We start from the raw sequence: 16784 nt of genomic DNA, 5'->3' as shown, positions 1-16784 counted from the left end.
GACTCCCGGCCCGCCGCCGGTACCACCCGGGCCGGTTCAGACCACGCGGCCCGCCGCCAGCACCACCCGGGCCAGTTCCGGGTGCACGATGTCGCTGTGCGCGCCGGAGGGCGGTCCGCCGTGGCGGACCACGGCGGACACGTCCACGTTCACCGGGCCCGCCGTGGGCAGGCCCCGCAGGGCGTCGGCGAGCGCAAGACTCCGGGTGCCGTCCACCCCCTGGACGCCGTCGTGGCCCAGCGCGCCCCAGCGCGGCCCCAGCAGCCGGCCGATGTCGAAGTCCTCCGCCGGGAGCCCCGCCAGCGAGCGGTCGTCCCCGGCCATCCGCGAGGCCAGCGGATACATCGTGCCGAGCGCCGAGTCGAAGCGGGAGTGGCAGCACACCAGCGGCCCGTCCACCCGGTCCTGGTATCCGCGCAGGACACCGGCGGCGGCCGGGTCCTCGGGCACCCGGGCCGCGAAGGCGTAGTGGGAGAAGGCGCCCTGGAGCAGGGTCAGGGACTTCACCGTGCGGACGCCGTCCGGCAGCCCGCGCAGCGCGAAGGAGACCAGCCGTCCGCCGAAGCTGTGGCCGACGAGATGCACCCGCACTCCCGGAGCCGTCCGCGCCAGCCGTCCGAGCAGCGGCCCGAGCCCCTTCTCCCCGACGGTGCCCGCCCGCCCTTTCATCGCGTAGTACGTGGCCTGCCGCAGCACCTCCAGGGCCCCGTCCCAGAGCCCCTTGGGCGTGAGCGAGAAGCCTTCCGTGCCATCCGCCGCGGCCGACTCCGTCTGCTCCAGCGCCCGGGCGAACTCCCCGCACACCTCGGTGATGTCCCCGTACAGCAGCTCGGGGCCGCTGCCGGGCGCCGCCCCGGGAGTGGTGTCCGCGCCGCCCGTGGCCTGCGGGCCCTGCGGATCCCCGGCCACCAGCTGCCGCAGCAGCCGCCCGAACTCCGCGAGCGCGTCGGCGCCGTCGGGGCGTTGCTCCAGCAGCCGGGCCAGCCCCGCGACCTCGGCCGCGCGGCCGGGGAAGACCGTCAGCAGCGCCTGTCGGCTGCCGTCGTCCAGGCCCGGCCGCGCGGGCGGGGCAGGGGCCGCCGCGGGCGACGCGGGGAAGTCGGGGACCGGCTCGTCCGCGAACATCATCGACGGCCAGATCACGCCCACATAGCCGAGGCGGGCCTTCGGGGCCAGCGCGGGCACCGGCGCGAAGAAGCGGCCGTAGAGCCGGGTCGCGCCGGAGCGCTCGTTGTTCCAGCCGTGCGCGAAGACCAGCAGGTCCCGCACCCCCTGCCGGGCCGCCTCCGCCAGCAGCCGGTCCCGCTCGGGACCGTCCGGGTCGCCGTCCGCGTCGAAGGTCAGCTCCCAGTAGGGACTCACACCGATCGCCGGTTCCGCCATGACGGACCCCTTCCGGGTCGGGCCGGATGCACTGTGCCCGCATCGTCCTGCCGCCGCCGCGACTTGACCATAGGCTCGGCCGCCCCCGGGGGCGGACCCCGCTGTCCCGCCCCGCCTTCCGCGGCGGAGGGGGCCCTTCCCCCGGTACATACCGACTGGTTAGTCTGGAGTTCGCAGCAGAGCCGACTGCTACAGAGCCGAGTCGCTTCGCGTCGAAGGAGACCGATGGTGGAAGCCGTGCAGGATGCGGGAGTGGTCGTCACCGGGGCGGGCGGCGGAATCGGGGCCGCCCTGGCCCGCCGGTTCGCCGCCGAGGGGGCGCGGATCGTCGTCAACGACATCGACGCGGAACGGGTGAAGGCCGTGGCCGACGAGATCGGCGCTTACGCCGTCCCCGGCGACGCCTCCGCGATCGTGGCCGAGGCCCGGGACGCCCTCGGCGGCACGGTCGACATCTACTGCGCCAACGCGGGCCTCGGCTCCGGCGGCACCGAGGCGGCCGACGAGGAGGTGTGGGAGCGGGCCTGGGACGTCAATGTCATGGCCCATGTCCGCGCCGCCCGGGCCCTGCTGCCCGACTGGCTGGAGCGCGGCCGGGGACGCTTCGTCTCCACCGTCTCCGCCGCCGGACTGCTCACCATGATCGGCGCCGCCCCCTACAGCGTCACCAAGCACGGGGCCTACGCCTTCGCCGAGTGGCTCTCGCTGACCTACCGCCACCGCGGCCTCGCGGTCCACGCCATCTGCCCCCAGGGCGTGCGTACCGACATGCTGACCGCCGCGGGCAGCGCCGGTGAACTGGTCCTCGTACCGACCGCGATCGAGCCCGGACAGGTCGCCGACGCGCTCATGGCGGGCATCGCCGAGGACCGCTTCCTGATCCTGCCGCACCCCGAGGTCGCCGAGTACTACCAGGTGCGCGCCGCCGAGCCGGACCGCTGGCTGACCCAGATGAACCATCTCCAGCAGAAGTGGGAGGAGGCCCGGTGACCACGTCCCGCTACGCCGCGAAGCCCTGGCTCGATCTCCTCGGCGACGCCCAGCGCGCCCCCGTCCACCCCGCCGACTCCCTGGTCCACGCCCTGCGCACACTCCCCGGGGACCGCACCGCCCTCGCCTACTTCGACGGGCGCATCACCTACGCCGAACTGGACGCCCTCACCGACTCGGTCGCCGGGCACCTCGCCGCCCGCGGCCTCGAACGCGGTGACCGGGTCGCGATCCTGCTCCAGAACTCCCCGCACTTCGTGATCGCCCTGCTCGGGGCCTGGAAGGCGGGCGCCACCGTGGTGCCCGTCAACCCGATGTACAAGTCGGGCGAGGTCACCCACATCCTGAAGGACGCCGAGGTGAGCGCCCTGGTGTGCGCCGACCGCGCCTGGGCCGCCTATCTGCGCGGGACCGCCGTCGGCACACCGGTCCGTACCGTGCTCACCGCCTGCGAGCTGGACCTCCAGATCCGGGGCGACGCACGTGTGCTGACCTTCGAACGCGCGGAACCGGCCGCCGACGCCGACGACCTGGTGGCCCTCGCCCGGCAGGGGCACCAGGCGCCCGAGGACCGCGACCCGGCGCCGGACGACATCGCGCTGATCAGCTACACCTCCGGCACCAGCGGCACCCCCAAGGGCGCCACCAACACCCACCGCAACATCATGTACAACGCCGAGCGGCAGCGCACCGGTTCGGGCCTGCCCGAGGCGCCGGTCTACTTCGCGCTGGCGCCCCTCTTCCACATCACCGGCATGGTGGCGGAACTGGTGGCCTGCCTCCTCAGCGGGGGCACACTCGTCCTCGCCTACCGCTTCGAGGCGGGTGTCGTCCTGGACGCCTTCGCCGAGCACCGCCCGCACTACACCGTGGGCCCCTCGACGGCCTTCATGGCGCTGGCCGCCCACCCCTCCGCCACCCCCGGCCACTTCGCGTCCTTCCAGGCCATCTCCTCCGGCGGTGCACCGCTGCCACCGGCTCTGGTGGAGTCGTTCCGGACGCGCTTCGGGCCCTACATCCGCAACGGCTACGGCCTCACCGAGTGCACCGCCCCCTGCGCCAGCGTGCCCCCGGGCCGCGAGGCCCCCGTGGACCCCGTCTCGGGCACCCTGGCCGTGGGCGTGCCGGGACCCGACACCGTGGTCCGCATCATCGACGACCAGGGACACGAGGTGCCCTTCGGCGCACAGGGCGAGATCGTCGTCCGGGGCCCGCAGGTGGTGCCCGGCTACTGGGGGCGGCCCGAGGCCACCGCCGAGACCTTCCCGGACGGCGAACTGCGCACCGGGGACATCGGCTTCATGGACGCCCAAGGCTGGCTCTATGTCGTCGACCGCAAGAAGGACATGATCAACGCGTCCGGCTTCAAGGTGTGGCCGCGCGAGGTCGAGGACGTCCTCTACACCCACCCGGCGGTGCGCGAGGCGGCCGTCGTCGGGGTGCCGGACGGCTACCGCGGGGAGACCGTCAAGGCGTACATCAGCCTCCGGCCGGGCGCCGCGGCGGACCCGGGGGAGCTGGCCGCGTACTGCAAGGAGAGGCTGGCCGCCTACAAATACCCGCGCCAGGTGGAGATCCTGCCGGACCTGCCGAAGACGACGAGTGGGAAGATCCTCCGTCGGGAACTGCGTTCCCGTACCGAGACCCTCCGGTAGACATCCGGTGGACACCGAGGAAAGGCAGGTGGCGGCAGTGCCCAGAACGACGGACGGGGACGGTACGCCCGTCCCGCAGCGGCTGCTGGCCGCCGCCACCCGGCTCTTCGCCGACCAGGGGTACGACCGCACCTCCGTACAGGAGATCGTTGAATCGGCCGGCGTCACCAAGGGGGCGCTGTACCACTACTTCGGCTCCAAGGACGATCTGCTGCACGAGGTCTACGCCCGTGTGCTCCGCCTCCAGCAGGAGCGCCTGGACGCCATCGCGGACGCCGAGGCGCCGGTCGAGAAGCGGGTGCGGGCCGCGGCCGCGGACGTCGTCGTCACCACGATCGAGAACCTCGACGACGCGATGATCTTCTTCCGGTCCATGCACCAGCTCAGCCCCGAGAAGTACAAGCAGGTGCGCGCCGAGCGGCGCCGCTACCACGAGCGGTTCCGCGCGCTGATCGAGGAGGGCCAGAAGGAGGGCGTCTTCTCCACCGCCACCCCCGCCGACCTGGTCGTCGACTACCACTTCGGCTCGGTGCACCATCTGTCCACCTGGTACCGCCCCGACGGACCGCTCACCCCCCAGCAGGTCGCCGACCACCTCGCCGACCTGCTGCTGCGGGCGCTGCGCCCCTGACGGCACCCGGACGGGAGGAGGGCCGCCCCTCCTCCCGTCCGCCGCTCACCGGTACTGCTGCAACTCCCGGCGGGCCAGGGACCGCTGGTGCACCTCGTCCGGGCCGTCCGCGAGCCGCAGGGTCCGGGCCGCCGCCCACAGCTCGGCCAGCGGGAAGTCCTGGCTCACCCCGCCCGCGCCGTGCAGCTGGACCGCCTTGTCGAGGATGTCGACGACCGTGCGCGGAGTGGCGATCTTGATGGCCTGGATCTCGGTGTGGGCACCCCGGTTGCCGACCGTGTCCATCATCCAGGCGGTCTTCAGGACCAGCAGCCGCAGCTGCTCCACGGCCACCCGCGCATCGGCGATCCAGCCGTGCACCACGCCCTGCCGGGCCAGCGGCTTGCCGAAGGCGGTACGGTCCAGGGCCCGGCGGCACATCAGCTCGATGGCCCGCTCGGCCATCCCGATCAGCCGCATGCAGTGGTGGATACGGCCCGGACCGAGCCGGGCCTGGGCGATGGCGAAGCCGCCGCCCTCCTCCCCGATCAGATGCGACACCGGCACCCGCACCCGGTCGAAGACGACCTCGGCGTGACCGCCGTGGGAGTGGTCCTCGTAGCCGTACACCTGCATCGCGCGCTCGATCCGCACACCGGGTGTGTCGCGCGGGACCAGCACCATCGACTGCTGGCGGCGGATGTCGGGACTGTCCGGGTCCGTCTTGCCCATCACGATGAAGATCCGGCAGTCCGGGTTCATCGCCCCGGAGATGTACCACTTGCGGCCGGTGATGACGTACTCGTCGCCGTCGCGCTCGATACGCGTGGTGATGTTGGTGGCGTCGGAGGAGGCCACCTCCGGCTCGGTCATCGCGAACGCCGACCGGATCTCCCCGGCGAGCAGCGGCTCCAGCCACTGCTTGCGCTGCTGCTCGTCGCCGAACTGGGCGAGCACCTCCATGTTGCCCGTGTCCGGCGCCGCGCAGTTCAGCGCGGTGGGCGCGAGGTGCGGGGAGCGGCCGGTGATCTCGGCGAGCGGGGCGTACTGGAGGTTGGTGAGCCCGGCGCCGTACTCCGCGTCCGGCAGGAAGAGGTTCCACAGGCCCTGGCGGCGGGCCTCGGCCTTCAGCTCCCCGACGACCGCGGGGGTGTCCCAGGGCGAGGCCAGCCGCGCCCGCTGCTCCTCGGCGACCGCCTCCGCCGGGTAGACGTGCTCGTCCATGAAGGCGAGCAGCCTGGCGCGCAGCTCCTCGGTGCGCGCGTCGAATGCGAAGTCCATGGCGGATCAGCCTTCCTGGAGGGTGGTCAGGCCGTGCTCGATGAAGACGGGCACCAGCTCGCCGATGCGGTCGAAGCCCCGGCCGACCGTCTGGCCGAGGGTGTAGCGGTAGTGGATGCCTTCGAGGATCACGGCGAGCTTGAACCAGGCGAACGCCGTGTACCAGGAGATGGCGGTGAGGTCCCGTCCGGAGCGGGCCGCGTACCGCTCGATCAGCGCGGCCGGGTCCGGATGGCCCTCGGCGGTGGCGGTGGTGGAGATGGGGGAGTCCGCGAGCCGCAGGGGCACGCTGTACATCGCCAGCAGGCCCACGTCGGTGAGCGGATCGCCGAGCGTGGACATCTCCCAGTCCAGCACCGCCGTGATCCGGTCGTCCTCGCCGAGCAGCACATTGTCCAGGCGGTAGTCGCCGTGGATCACGGTGGGCGCGGGGGAGGCGGGCAGCGCGCGGCCGAGCGCCACGTGCAGTTCGTCGATGCCCGGCAGCTCGCGGTTGCGGGAGGCGTCCAGCTGCTTGCCCCAGCGGCGCAGCTGCCGGTCCAGGAAGCCATCCGGGCGCCCGAAGTCGTCGAGGCCCGCCCCGGCGGGGTCCACCGCGTGCAGCTCGACCAGAGTGTCGACCAGGCCGAGCACCGCGTCCCGGGTCCGTTCCGGGCCGAGCGGGGCCAGTTGCCCGGCGGTGCGGTAGGGGGTGCCCCGGACGAAGTCCATGACGTAGAACGGGGCGCCCAGCACCGAGTCGTCCTCGCACAGCAGCACCGGGCGCGGCACCGGGACGGCCGTCGGGTGCAGCGCGCTGATCACCCGGTGCTCGCGCTTCATGTCGTGCGCGGTGGCCAGGACATGCCCGAGCGGGGGACGGCGTACGACCCAGGTGGCCGCCCCGTCCGAGACGGCGTAGGTGAGGTTCGACCGCCCGCCCTCGATCAGCCGGCCGGTCAGCGGGCCTCCCACCAGTCCGGGCCGCTCGGTGTCGAGCAGGCCGCGCAGCCGGTCGAGGTCGAGGCCTGGCGGGTGGTCTGGGCTCATCATTGCTCCTACGCGCGCGGGAAGACAGGACGTGCATCATGATGCCGACCGGTCGGTATGCCGTCCAGTGTGCGGGAGGAACGTGATCGGCGCCACGAGCTGGGCTCGTGGCGCCGGGGGCGGAACGGGAGGAGCGCGGCGGTACCGCCGGACGCTCAGGCGTGGCTGGCCACCATCTCCCCGCCGTTCAGTACGGCCATGTCGTGGAAGGCGGGCAGCGGATCGAGGGGGGCGCCCTCCGGCTGCCCGTCCAGCTCGGCGTAGGCGCGGTGCAGATTGGCCACCAGCCGCTCGCTCTCCCGCCACTCGGCGAACTCCCCGAGATCGGTGGCCCGGGCGGCCTCCAGCGGAGTGTGCCCCTCCGGGTGGTGCTTCTGCGCCACCTCCGCGACGAACCGCAGATAGCGCTCGGTGCGGTCGAACTCCGACGGATCGGTAATCGAGCCATGGCCCGGCACCACCGTCTCGGCGCCCAGACCGCGCAGCACGTCCAGGGCGCGCAGCGAACCGCTCAGCGACCCCATCAGGAAGAACGGGGTGCCGCCCTCGAAGACGAGGTCCCCGGCGAACAGCACCCGCCGGTGCGGCAGCCACACCACGGAGTCCCCGACGGTATGGGCCACACCGGGGTGGATGACCTCCGCGTCGATCCCGCCGACATGCAGCGTCGTGCGGTCGGTGTACGTCAGGTCGGCGCCCTGTATGCGGATGTCCCCGTAGTCGGTCCCGGGCCACACCAGCGCCAGGTTGTGCCCGCTCGCCAGCGCCTCCCGGCGGCAGTCCGCGTGCGAGACGATCGCTGCGGCCGGGGAGAACAGCCCGTTGCCGTAGGTGTGGTCGCCGTGGTGGTGGGTGTTCACCACGAACCGCGGCGCGGGCGCCCCGGTGGCCGCCACCGCGGCGGCCAGGGCGCGGGCGCGCCGCTCCGTGGCCGCGGTGTCGACGAGCAGGGTCGTGGTGCCGTCCCCCACGAACCCCGCGTTGTTCAGACACCATCCGCCGTCCGGCTGGACATAGGCGTGTACGTCATCGGCGAGTGCGCACGTGTACGGCTCGGCCGCGGTCATGGAAACCCCCTGCGTTGTCGTCAACCGATGATCAAGACTGCCAGTCGACGCACGGCCGCCCCGCGCAGGGGGTGCCGGTACGGCGGTGGGGTTCTCGGGTAGCGCGGTCAGAACAGCAGTGCGGCCGCGCACACCGCGAGGGCCACCGTGCACAGGGTCGCGAAGGCGGCATGACGGGGGCTCAGCCGCGGGGGACTGCCGGGTGGCGCGGACGCCAGGGCGCATATGCGCCGCTGGGCGACGGCCAGAAAGCCGGACCAGAGCAGTCCGCAGAGGCAGACCACGGCGAAACCGGCCGCCGTTCCCGAGTGCAGCGCCGCCTTCCCGGCCAGGACGGCGGCCACCGTGCACGACAGGGTCGTACGGCGCCAGGCCAGCCGGGTGCGCTCCGGCTGGAGGCCCGGGTCGCGCTCCGGGGCCGGGGCGCTCATCCCGCCAGGCCCAGCAGCACGACCAGGACCATCGCGACCGCCACCACGGCGACGGCGATGCCCAGCAGGGCCGGGAACCGGGAGGCCGGGAGGTCCTCACCGCGCCGCATCGCCCTCTCGCAGCGCACCCAGTGGTGGACCGCGCGCAGCGAGCACAGGACCCCGGCGGCGAGCAGCGCCAGGGCGAGCCCTACCCGCCAGGCCCAGCGCAGATGAGGCAAAAACTGGTCCACGGCGAAGCCCCCGCCGATCAGTGCCAGCGCGGTGCGCAGCCAGGCGAGGAACGTCCGCTCATTGGCGAGGGAGAAGCGGTAGTCGGGCGTACGGCCTTCCTGCCGGACCTCCCCGGGCGCAAACCACAGCCGGACGTTCCGCACGAATTCGCTCACATCCAGGACCCTACCGGTCACCCTTGGAAGGTTCGTGGGGCGGTTCTGGTCAGACATCTACAGCCGCGGGAGCGCGCCGCCCGGCCGGGGCCCCGGGGTCAGGCCGTGGACCGCCGGTGCTCCTTGAGCCGTTCGTAGGCGGCCAGACCGTCCGGGACCCACTCCCAGTCGGTCAGCCGCCGCTCCACCTCTTCCTCGGGCAGAAAGGCGTGCCAGGCGACCTCCTCGGCCTGGGGGTCCACCGGCAGCTCGCAGCGCACCCGGTAGACCGCGGACCACCAGGTCCGGCCGCCGCCGTCGTCGTAGAGAAAGGTGAAGAGGAACTCCGGCCGGGGCAGCCCCCGGACCCCGAGTTCCTCCTCCGCCTCCCGCAGCGCCGCCTCGTCGTAGCTCTCGCCCGCGCCGACCACTCCGCCCACGAACATGTCGTAGAGGGAGGGGAAGACCAGCTTGGTGGGGGTGCGGCGGTGCACGAAGAGGCGGCCCTCGCCGTCCCGCGCCTCGATGAACACACACCGGTGGCGCAGCCCGCGCGCATAGGCCTCGCCGCGCGGCGACTGCCCGATGACCCTGTCGTTCTCGTCCACGATGTCGAGGAGTTCGTCGGCGGCACTCATGGGCCCATCCAAGCAGCCGGATCCCGGGCCCGCCCGGTCGGGCCCGGCGCCGCCGCGCCTCACCGCGCCTGGAGGTCCCGCTCCCGTTCCGGCTCCGCCGTCCCCCGGGGCATCGCCGGGTGCAGTCCGAGCAGCACGATGCCGCAGACGATGCCCGCGAGCCCGGCCGCCTCCCAGGCCAGGGCGCCCGTGTCGGTGCGCAGCCGGTCGCCCAGGAAGCCCACCCCGCAGGCGATCCCGGCCAGCGGCTGGGCCGCGGTCAGCGCCGGGAGGGACATCCGCAGCGGCGCCGTCTCGAAGGCGCTCTGCACCAGGATCAGTCCCGTCACCCCGAGCACCAGCACCCCGTAGGGCTGCCAGCTGGTGATGAACTCCGCCCAGCCGCCCGCCGTGAACCGCTGTCCGCTGACCCGGGTGAGCGCGTCCTGCACGCCGTAGAGCAGACCCGCCGCGAGTCCGAGCAGCACCGGTCCGATGATCAGGCGCGACTTCTTGGCGTACGTCGTGAGCAGCAGGGCCGCCCCCACCATCACGCCGATGATCACCCAGTGCCGTACGGGATCCGTGACCGCGACGCCCGCCCGGGGACGGCCCGCCACGATGAACGCCGTGACGCCCCCGGCCAGCAGCGCGAGCCCCGCCCACCCCTGGCGGCCCAGCGGCTGCCTGGTCTGCCGACGGGACTCCGCCAGCGCGAACAGCAGATTGGTGGCGACCAGCGGCTCGACCAGGGAGATCTCGCCGCGGGCCAGCGCGACGGCGCTGAGCACCATCCCGGCCACCATCAGGGCGAGACCGCCGAGCCAGCGCGGCATCCGCATCAGGTCCAGCAGCAGCCGGGGGGAGAGGAAGTCGCTCAACGGCGCGTGCTGGGCGGCGTTCTGCTGGAGCACGAATCCGGTACCCAGGCAGAAGGCCGCGCTCACGGCGAGGGCAAGAACCAGTACCGACACGCTGTACCTCGATGATCGGCGGGGTCTCGGGATGCGTATCACGCCGACTGTAACGCCCCCGGCCGGGGCCCGCCCGTGGTTGACCGCATCCGACGGATCCCGCCCGGCCGTGACGGCGGGGCGGGCCCGGCGACGCGTACCCCGGGCCGGACGGTTGACGCCGTCACTCGTCCTGCCGAAGGATCTGACCCGTCGGTAACCCCCCTGAACTCCCAGGTCGTCACGGCGAGAGGACGGGCCCATGGCCTACGACGCTGATGTCATCGTGATCGGTGCGGGCCTCGCCGGGCTGGCCGCGACCGCCGAACTGGCGGACGCGGGCCGCACGGTGATCCTGCTCGACCAGGAGCCCGAACAGTCGATGGGCGGCCAGGCGTTCTGGTCCTTCGGCGGCCTCTTCCTCGTCGACTCCCCGGAGCAGCGGCGGCTGCGGATCCGGGACAGCCACGCCCTGGCCCTCCAGGACTGGACGGGCACCGCCGCCTTCGACCGGCCGGAGGACCACTGGCCGCGCACGTGGGCGGAGGCGTACGTCGACTTCGCGGCCGGGGAGAAGCGGGCCTGGCTGCACCGGCAGGGCATCCGCTTCTTCCCGGTGGTCGGCTGGGCCGAGCGCGGCGGCTACGAGGCCACCGGCCACGGCAACTCCGTCCCCCGCTTCCACATCACCTGGGGCACCGGCCCCGGGGTGCTCGCGCCCTTCGTCCGGCGGGTGCGGGCCGGGGCCGCCCGCGGCCTGGTCCAGCTGAGGTTCCGTCACCGGGTCACCGGGCTCTCCCGCAGCGCGGGCGCCGTGGACACGGTCACCGGGGAGATCCTGGAACCCTCCGCCGTCCCGCGCGGCAAGGCCAGCAGCCGCACGGTCACCGGGGCGTTCGAACTCCGGGCGCAGGCGGTGGTCGTCACCTCCGGCGGCATCGGCGGCAACCACGACCTGGTCCGCGCCCACTGGCCCCGGCGCCTCGGCAACCCGCCCGAGCGCATGGTCTCCGGGGTGCCCGCACACGTCGACGGCGAGATGCTCGGCATCGCCGAGGGGGCGGGCGCCCGGCTGATCAACCGCGACCGCATGTGGCACTACACCGAGGGCCTGCACAACTGGGACCCGGTCTGGGACAACCACGGCATCCGCATCCTGCCGGGCCCCTCCTCCCTCTGGCTCGACGCCCGCGGCCGGCGCCTGCCCGTCCCGCTGTTCCCCGGCTTCGACACCCTCGGCACCCTCGAACACATCATGGGGACCGGCCACGACCACACCTGGTTCGTGCTCGACCGGAAGATCATCGGCAAGGAGTTCGCGCTGTCCGGCTCCGAACAGAACCCCGACCTCACCGGGAAGTCGGTGCGGGACGTGATCGGCCGGGCCCGCGCGGACGTACCCGGACCGGTGCGAGCCTTCATGGACCACGGCGTCGACTTCGTCGTGGAGAAGGACCTCGGAGCGCTGGTGCGCGGGATGAACGCGCTCACCGGGGAGCCGCTCATCGACGAGGCGGAGCTGCGCCGCGAGATCGTGGCACGGGACCGGGAGATCCTGAACCCGTTCACCAAGGACCTCCAGGTGACCGCGATTCGCGGGGCCCGCCGCTTCCTCGGCGACCGGCTGGTCCGCACCGCCGCCCCGCACCGCATCCTCGACCCCGCGGCGGGCCCCCTGATCGCGGTACGGCTGAACATCCTCACCCGCAAGACCCTCGGCGGCCTGGAGACCGACCTCTCCTCCCGGGTGCTGACCGAGGGCGGCGACCCGCTCCCGGGGGTGTACGCGGCCGGGGAGGCGGCCGGTTTCGGCGGCGGCGGGGTGCACGGCTACCGCTCCCTGGAGGGCACCTTCCTCGGTGGCTGCCTGTTCTCGGGACGCACGGCCGGACGCGCGGCGGCCCGGGCCGTGGGGTAGGGCGTGGGCCCGGGCCGTGGGGCCGCCCAGGGGCCCGCTGCCCGAGAACCGGGGGCCGTCTTCCGAGAGCGGCCGGGATCCCGCTTCCCGGGAACCGGGGCCGTGGCCCCTCCCTGAGAACGGGGTGAGAAGAGATGACGGAAGTATGACGTACGCCCGTCCCCCCTGGCCCCGGGGCACCGGAGAGTGTTCGAATCGGTCTGTGAACCCTGAACGACCCGAAGAGCGGGACGCGCCGGAGCCCCCCGACCGGGAGCCCTCCGAGGCCCCCGCGACCGGCACCCCGATAGGACGCCGGGTCCTGCTGGGCACCCTGGGGCTCGGCGCGCTCGGTGTCGTCACCGCGCCCGCCCTCCAGCGCGGTATGGAGGCCTTCCTCGGGAGCGTCTCCCAGCAGGACCCGACGGGCCTGACCGGGCTGCTGCCCAACGGCGGCGGCTTCCGCTACTACTCCGTCACGGCGTCCGTGCCGCACCGGGGCGAGCGTGACTACCGGCTCACCGTCGGCGGCCTGGTCGACCACCCCAGGAGCTTCACCCTCGCCGACCTGCGCGCCCTGCCGCAGACCCGGCTGGTCCACGACGTCCAGTGCGTCACCGGCTGGCGGGTGCCGAAGACACCCTTCGAAGGGGTGCGGCTCGCCACCCTGCTGGAGGCGGTCGGCGTGCGCTCCAACGCCGGGGCCGTCCGCTTCACCTGCTTCGACGGGGCGTACACCGAGAGCCTGACCCTCGACCAGGCGCGCCGCGACGACGTCCTGGTGGCCCTGCGGATGCAGGACAAGCCCGTCACCCACGACCACGGCGGCCCGGTGCGGCTGTATGTGGCGCCCATGTACTTCTACAAGTCCGCCAAGTGGCTCTCCGGCATCACCGTCACCCGGGACGTCCGCCCCGGGTACTGGGAGGACCGGGGCTACGACGTCGACGCCTGGGTCGGCCGGTCGAACGGACGGGACGATGCCCCCACCAGCTGACACCGCACACCCCGTCACCGCCCCTGCCCTGCTGCGGCGCTTCAGCCGCGCGGAGCGCTGGGTGCACCGGCTGACCGCCGCGCTGATGGGCGTCTGCGTCTTCACCGCCGGCTGCTTGTATCTCCCGCCCCTCGCGGAGCTCGTCGGCCGCCGCGAACTGGTGGTCCGGATCCATGAGTGGGCCGGCCTGATGCTCCCGGTGCCCGTCCTGGCGGGCCTGGTCTCCCGCGCCTTCCGCACCGACCTCGGCCACCTCAACCGCTGGGGCCCGCACGACCGGATCTGGCTGCGCGCCGCCCTGCGCCGGGACCGGCGCCGCGCGTCCCGCCCCGCGGGCAAGTTCAACGCGGGGCAGAAGACCTACGCGGCCTGGATCGCGGGCGCCACCCTGGTGATGCTCGGCACCGGGCTGCTGATGTGGTTCACCCATCTCACCCCGCTGATGTGGCGCACCTCGGCCACCTTCGTCCACGACTGGCTCGCCCTGACGATCGGCGTCGTCCTGGCCGGCCACATCGGTATGGCACTCGGAGACCCGGAAGCCCGGCGCGGGCTGCGCACCGGGCTGGTCCGCCGCGACTGGGCGGAGCGGGAACACCCGCTGTGGCGGCCGTAGCCGCCGCAGCGGGCGAGCCCTAGACGACGAGGGACAGCAGGAGCACCAGGGCCCCCGCGACCACCGAGATGATCGTTTCCATCACGGACCAGGTCTTGACGGTCTCTCCGACACTCAGGCCGAAGTACTCCTTCACCAGCCAGAAGCCCGCGTCGTTGACATGGCTGAAGAACAGCGAACCGGCGCCGATGGCCAGCACCAGCAGGGCGGTGTGGGTGGTCGACATGTCGGCCGCCAGCGGCGCCACCAGACCGGCCGCCGAGACGGTCGCCACCGTGGCGGACCCGGTGGCGAGCCGGATCGCCACCGCGATCAGCCAGGCCAGCAGCAGGGCGGGGATCGACCAGTCCTTGGATATGTCCAGCACCATCTGGCCCACCCCGCAGTCGATCAGGGTCTGCTTGAAGCCGCCGCCCGCGCCGACGATGAGCAGGATCCCGGCGATCGGCGCGAGCCCCTTCTCGACGGTCCCGGCGATCCGCTCCCTGGTGAACCCGGCTGGGCGTCCCAGGGTGAACATGCCGACGACCACGGCGGCGAGCAGGGCGATCAGCGGGGAGCCGATCACATCGAAGACCCGCTGCACCTGCTGTGCCGGGTCGTCCACGACGATGTCGACCAGCGCCTTGGACAGCATCAGCACCACCGGGAGCAGCACCGTGGCCAGCGTGGCCCCGAAGCCGGGGCGCGTCCGGAGTTCCTCGGAGGCGCGCGGCGGGAGCATGCGCTCCGGGACCGGGGCGTCCACCCAGCGGGCGGCGACCTTCGAGAACAGCGGGCCGGCGATGACCACCGTCGGGACGGCGACCAGCACGCCGAGCGCCAGCGTCACCCCGAGGTTGGCCTTGAGGGCGTCGATCGCCACCAGCGGCCCCGGGTGCGGAGGGATCAGGCCGTGCATCACGGACAGGCCCGCCAGTGCCGGGATGCCGATCCGCATCAGGGAGTAGTTGCCGCGCCGGGCGACCATCAGCACCACCGGGATCAGCAGCACGATGCCGACCTCGAAGAACAGCGGCAGGCCGATCACCGAGGCGATCAGCACCATCGCCCACGGCATCGCACGGCCCTTCGCCCGGGCGAGGATGGTGTCGACGATCTGGTCCGCGCCGCCGGAGTCGGCGAGCAGCTTGCCGAGGATCGCGCCCAGGGCGATCAGCACGCCCACACCGGCCACGGTCGAGCCGAGACCGGTGGTGAAGCTGGTGATGGCCTTGTCGAGCGGTGCCCCGGCGAACGCGCCGAGCGCGAGCGAGCCGATGGTCAGGGCCAGGAAGGCGTGGAGCTTGAATTTGGTGATGAGCAGCACGATGACGGCGATGCCCGCCAAGGCCGCGATGCCGAGTTGAGCGTGGCCCGCCGACGTGATCGGCTCGACGGTGTCCGCTGCCAGCATCTCGACGCTGAGTCTGGTCACGGGGGTCCCTTGGGTGAGGAGAGGAACTCTCGGTTTCTGGTGGGACGGCCCCCGGCGCCGCCGGTCCGGGGAGGACGGCGCGCGGGGACCGGGAGGTTACTGCGAGGGCTGGGCGGAGGACCGCTCCAGGGCGCCCAGGGCGTCCACGGCGCGGGCGGCGATCTCCTCGGGGCTGCCCGAGACGTCCACCGCCACTCCCGCCTCGTCCGGCTCCAGCGGCTGGAGCGTGGCGAACTGGGAGTCCAGCAGGGCCGTGGGCATGAAGTGCCCCCGCCGCTGCGCCATCCGGTCCTCGATGAGGCCCCGGTCGCCCGTGAGGTGCACGAAGACCACGCCGGGAGCGACGGCCCGCAGCCGGTCGCGGTACGCCCGCTTCAGGGCCGAGCTGCTGACCACCCCGCCGAGCCCCGCCCGCCCCTGCGCCCAGGTGCCGATGGCGTCCAGCCAGGGCCACCGGTCCTCGTCCGTGAGCGGGACGCCCGCCGACATCTTGGCGATGCTGGCCGGGGGGTGGAAGTCGTCGCCCTCGGCGTACGGAACGCCGAGCCGGGCCGCGAGCAGGGGGCCGACCGTGGTCTTGCCCGTGCCTGCCACGCCCATGACCACGACCACAGGGGGGGTGCGCACTTGGTGCATCGTGCTCTCGCTGTCTTCGTCGACATCTGATGTCGACGTCACTGAAACCGATTAGGTAGGACTAATTCAAGTCTCTGTGACAAATAAGTCTGACTTTTTCTTCCCGTGACCCGCCTCGTACGCTGAGTACATGACCACTCCGGGCCGGGGGCTGCACGGCCGTGTACTGGACACCCTCGGCCCCGCGATCACAGCGGGCGAGTACCCGCCGGGCAGCGTCCTGCGCACCGACGAACTCGCCCATCACTTCGAGGTCTCCCGATCCGTGATGCGGGAGGCGGTCCGGGTGCTGGAGTCGATGCACCTGGTGGAGTCCCGCCGCCGGGTGGGTGTCACGGTCCGGCCCAAGGCCGAGTGGAACGTCTACGATCCCCAGGTCATCCGGTGGCGCCTGGCCGGTGCCGACCGTCCGCACCAGCTGCGGTCGCTCACCGTGCTGCGCTCGGCCGTCGAACCGGCCGCCGCGGGCCTGGCCGCCCGCAACGCCACGCCCGCGCAGTGCGCCCGGCTGACCGAGTGCGCCCTCGGCATGGTCGCCAACTCACGCGGCCATCAGCTGGAGGGTTACCTCCTCCACGACGTGGCCTTCCACCGGACGGTGCTGACCGCGTCCGGCAACGAGATGTTCGCCCGCCTCGGCGACGTCGTCGCGGAGGTCCTCTCGGGACGCACCCACCACGATGTGATGTTCGAGGACCCCGACCCGGCCGCGGTCACCCTGCACGTCCGGGTCGCGGAGGCGGTACGGGAGGGCGACGCGGCCCGCGCGGAGCAGCTCACCCGGGAGATCACCGTCGGCGCCCTGCACGAGCTGGACATCCTCGCGCCGTAGGCCCC

The 16784-nt window shown here is 72.9% G+C and carries 17 protein-coding genes; 7 read left to right on the top strand and 10 right to left on the bottom strand.

What is annotated here, in order from left to right; genetic code table 11:
- Positions 1 to 36: 36 nt before the first annotated feature.
- Positions 37 to 1383, bottom strand: a complete 1347-nt coding sequence (locus ACIHAA_RS12295; protein ID WP_399815959.1) for a serine-threonine protein kinase — start codon at positions 1381 to 1383, stop codon at positions 37 to 39.
- A 225-nt stretch (positions 1384 to 1608) separates the two neighbouring features.
- Here ACIHAA_RS12295 and ACIHAA_RS12290 point away from each other — a divergent pair, with 225 nt between their 5' ends.
- Genes ACIHAA_RS12290 through ACIHAA_RS12280 form a run of 3 tightly spaced genes read left to right on the top strand, consistent with a single transcriptional unit; the run spans position 1609 to position 4659 of the window.
- Complete coding sequence (locus ACIHAA_RS12290; protein ID WP_399815957.1) at positions 1609 to 2373, top strand: SDR family oxidoreductase; 765 nt, start codon at positions 1609 to 1611, stop codon at positions 2371 to 2373.
- The gene (locus tag ACIHAA_RS12285) at positions 2370 to 4028 is read left to right on the top strand and encodes a class I adenylate-forming enzyme family protein (RefSeq protein WP_399815955.1); all 1659 of its coding nucleotides are present in this window, start codon (positions 2370 to 2372) and stop codon (positions 4026 to 4028) included. Before ACIHAA_RS12290 ends, ACIHAA_RS12285 begins: the two co-directional genes overlap by 4 nt.
- Positions 4029 to 4065: 37 nt before the next feature.
- Entirely contained in the window at positions 4066 to 4659 is a 594-nt protein-coding gene (locus ACIHAA_RS12280) for a TetR/AcrR family transcriptional regulator (RefSeq protein WP_399815953.1), read from the top strand.
- A 45-nt stretch (positions 4660 to 4704) separates the two neighbouring features.
- Here ACIHAA_RS12280 and ACIHAA_RS12275 read toward each other — a convergent pair whose 3' ends face one another.
- The 7 genes from ACIHAA_RS12275 to ACIHAA_RS12245 form a co-directional block, all read right to left on the bottom strand.
- A complete protein-coding gene (locus ACIHAA_RS12275; protein ID WP_399815952.1) occupies positions 4705 to 5919 on the bottom strand; it encodes an acyl-CoA dehydrogenase family protein in 1215 nt (404 codons plus the stop codon).
- A 6-nt stretch (positions 5920 to 5925) separates the two neighbouring features.
- Positions 5926 to 6948 (bottom strand): phosphotransferase family protein, encoded by a 1023-nt coding sequence (locus ACIHAA_RS12270; protein ID WP_399815950.1) that lies wholly within the window; start codon positions 6946 to 6948, stop codon positions 5926 to 5928.
- Positions 6949 to 7103: 155 nt separating this feature from the next.
- Complete coding sequence (locus tag ACIHAA_RS12265; RefSeq protein ID WP_399815948.1) at positions 7104 to 8015, bottom strand: MBL fold metallo-hydrolase; 912 nt, start codon at positions 8013 to 8015, stop codon at positions 7104 to 7106.
- Between the two features lie 107 nt (positions 8016 to 8122).
- The gene (locus ACIHAA_RS12260) at positions 8123 to 8446 is read right to left on the bottom strand and encodes a DUF202 domain-containing protein (protein ID WP_399815946.1); all 324 of its coding nucleotides are present in this window, start codon (positions 8444 to 8446) and stop codon (positions 8123 to 8125) included.
- Complete coding sequence (locus ACIHAA_RS12255) at positions 8443 to 8835, bottom strand: YidH family protein (protein WP_399815945.1); 393 nt, start codon at positions 8833 to 8835, stop codon at positions 8443 to 8445. Before ACIHAA_RS12255 ends, ACIHAA_RS12260 begins: the two co-directional genes overlap by 4 nt.
- Positions 8836 to 8933: 98 nt before the next feature.
- Complete coding sequence (locus ACIHAA_RS12250) at positions 8934 to 9452, bottom strand: NUDIX domain-containing protein (protein WP_399815943.1); 519 nt, start codon at positions 9450 to 9452, stop codon at positions 8934 to 8936.
- 59 nt (positions 9453 to 9511) lie between these two features.
- Positions 9512 to 10405, bottom strand: a complete 894-nt coding sequence (locus tag ACIHAA_RS12245; RefSeq protein ID WP_399815941.1) for a DMT family transporter — start codon at positions 10403 to 10405, stop codon at positions 9512 to 9514.
- Between the two features lie 241 nt (positions 10406 to 10646).
- Between ACIHAA_RS12245 and ACIHAA_RS12240 the strand changes: the two genes are divergently transcribed.
- The 3 genes from ACIHAA_RS12240 (at position 10647) to ACIHAA_RS12230 (ending at position 13894) form a co-directional block, all read left to right on the top strand.
- Positions 10647 to 12302, top strand: a complete 1656-nt coding sequence (locus ACIHAA_RS12240) for an FAD-binding dehydrogenase (RefSeq protein ID WP_399815939.1) — start codon at positions 10647 to 10649, stop codon at positions 12300 to 12302.
- A gap of 202 nt (positions 12303 to 12504) precedes the next feature.
- The gene (locus tag ACIHAA_RS12235) at positions 12505 to 13278 is read left to right on the top strand and encodes a molybdopterin-dependent oxidoreductase (RefSeq protein ID WP_399815938.1); all 774 of its coding nucleotides are present in this window, start codon (positions 12505 to 12507) and stop codon (positions 13276 to 13278) included.
- On the top strand, positions 13262 to 13894 hold the full coding sequence (locus ACIHAA_RS12230; RefSeq protein WP_399815936.1) for a cytochrome b/b6 domain-containing protein: 633 nt from the start codon (positions 13262 to 13264) through the stop codon (positions 13892 to 13894). The genes ACIHAA_RS12235 and ACIHAA_RS12230 overlap by 17 nt, the downstream gene beginning before the upstream one ends.
- A gap of 19 nt (positions 13895 to 13913) precedes the next feature.
- Here the strand turns inward: ACIHAA_RS12230 and ACIHAA_RS12225 are convergent, their stop codons facing one another.
- Together ACIHAA_RS12225 and ACIHAA_RS12220 are read right to left on the bottom strand one after the other, a co-directional pair.
- Positions 13914 to 15311: a GntP family permease gene (locus ACIHAA_RS12225; protein ID WP_399815934.1), complete on the bottom strand. Its 1398-nt coding sequence runs from the start codon at positions 15309 to 15311 to the stop codon at positions 13914 to 13916.
- 96 nt (positions 15312 to 15407) lie between these two features.
- A complete protein-coding gene (locus ACIHAA_RS12220) occupies positions 15408 to 15947 on the bottom strand; it encodes a gluconokinase (RefSeq protein ID WP_399816145.1) in 540 nt (179 codons plus the stop codon).
- Positions 15948 to 16077: 130 nt separating this feature from the next.
- Here ACIHAA_RS12220 and ACIHAA_RS12215 point away from each other — a divergent pair, with 130 nt between their 5' ends.
- Positions 16078 to 16779: a FadR/GntR family transcriptional regulator gene (locus tag ACIHAA_RS12215; RefSeq protein WP_399815932.1), complete on the top strand. Its 702-nt coding sequence runs from the start codon at positions 16078 to 16080 to the stop codon at positions 16777 to 16779.
- Positions 16780 to 16784 lie beyond the last annotated feature (5 nt).

This window comes from Streptomyces sp. NPDC052040 (genome assembly GCF_044548405.1).
Taxonomy (GTDB): domain Bacteria; phylum Actinomycetota; class Actinomycetes; order Streptomycetales; family Streptomycetaceae; genus Streptomyces.
The sequence above is the reverse complement of the archived record's forward strand: the minus strand, read 5'-3'. Positions and strand labels throughout refer to the sequence as shown.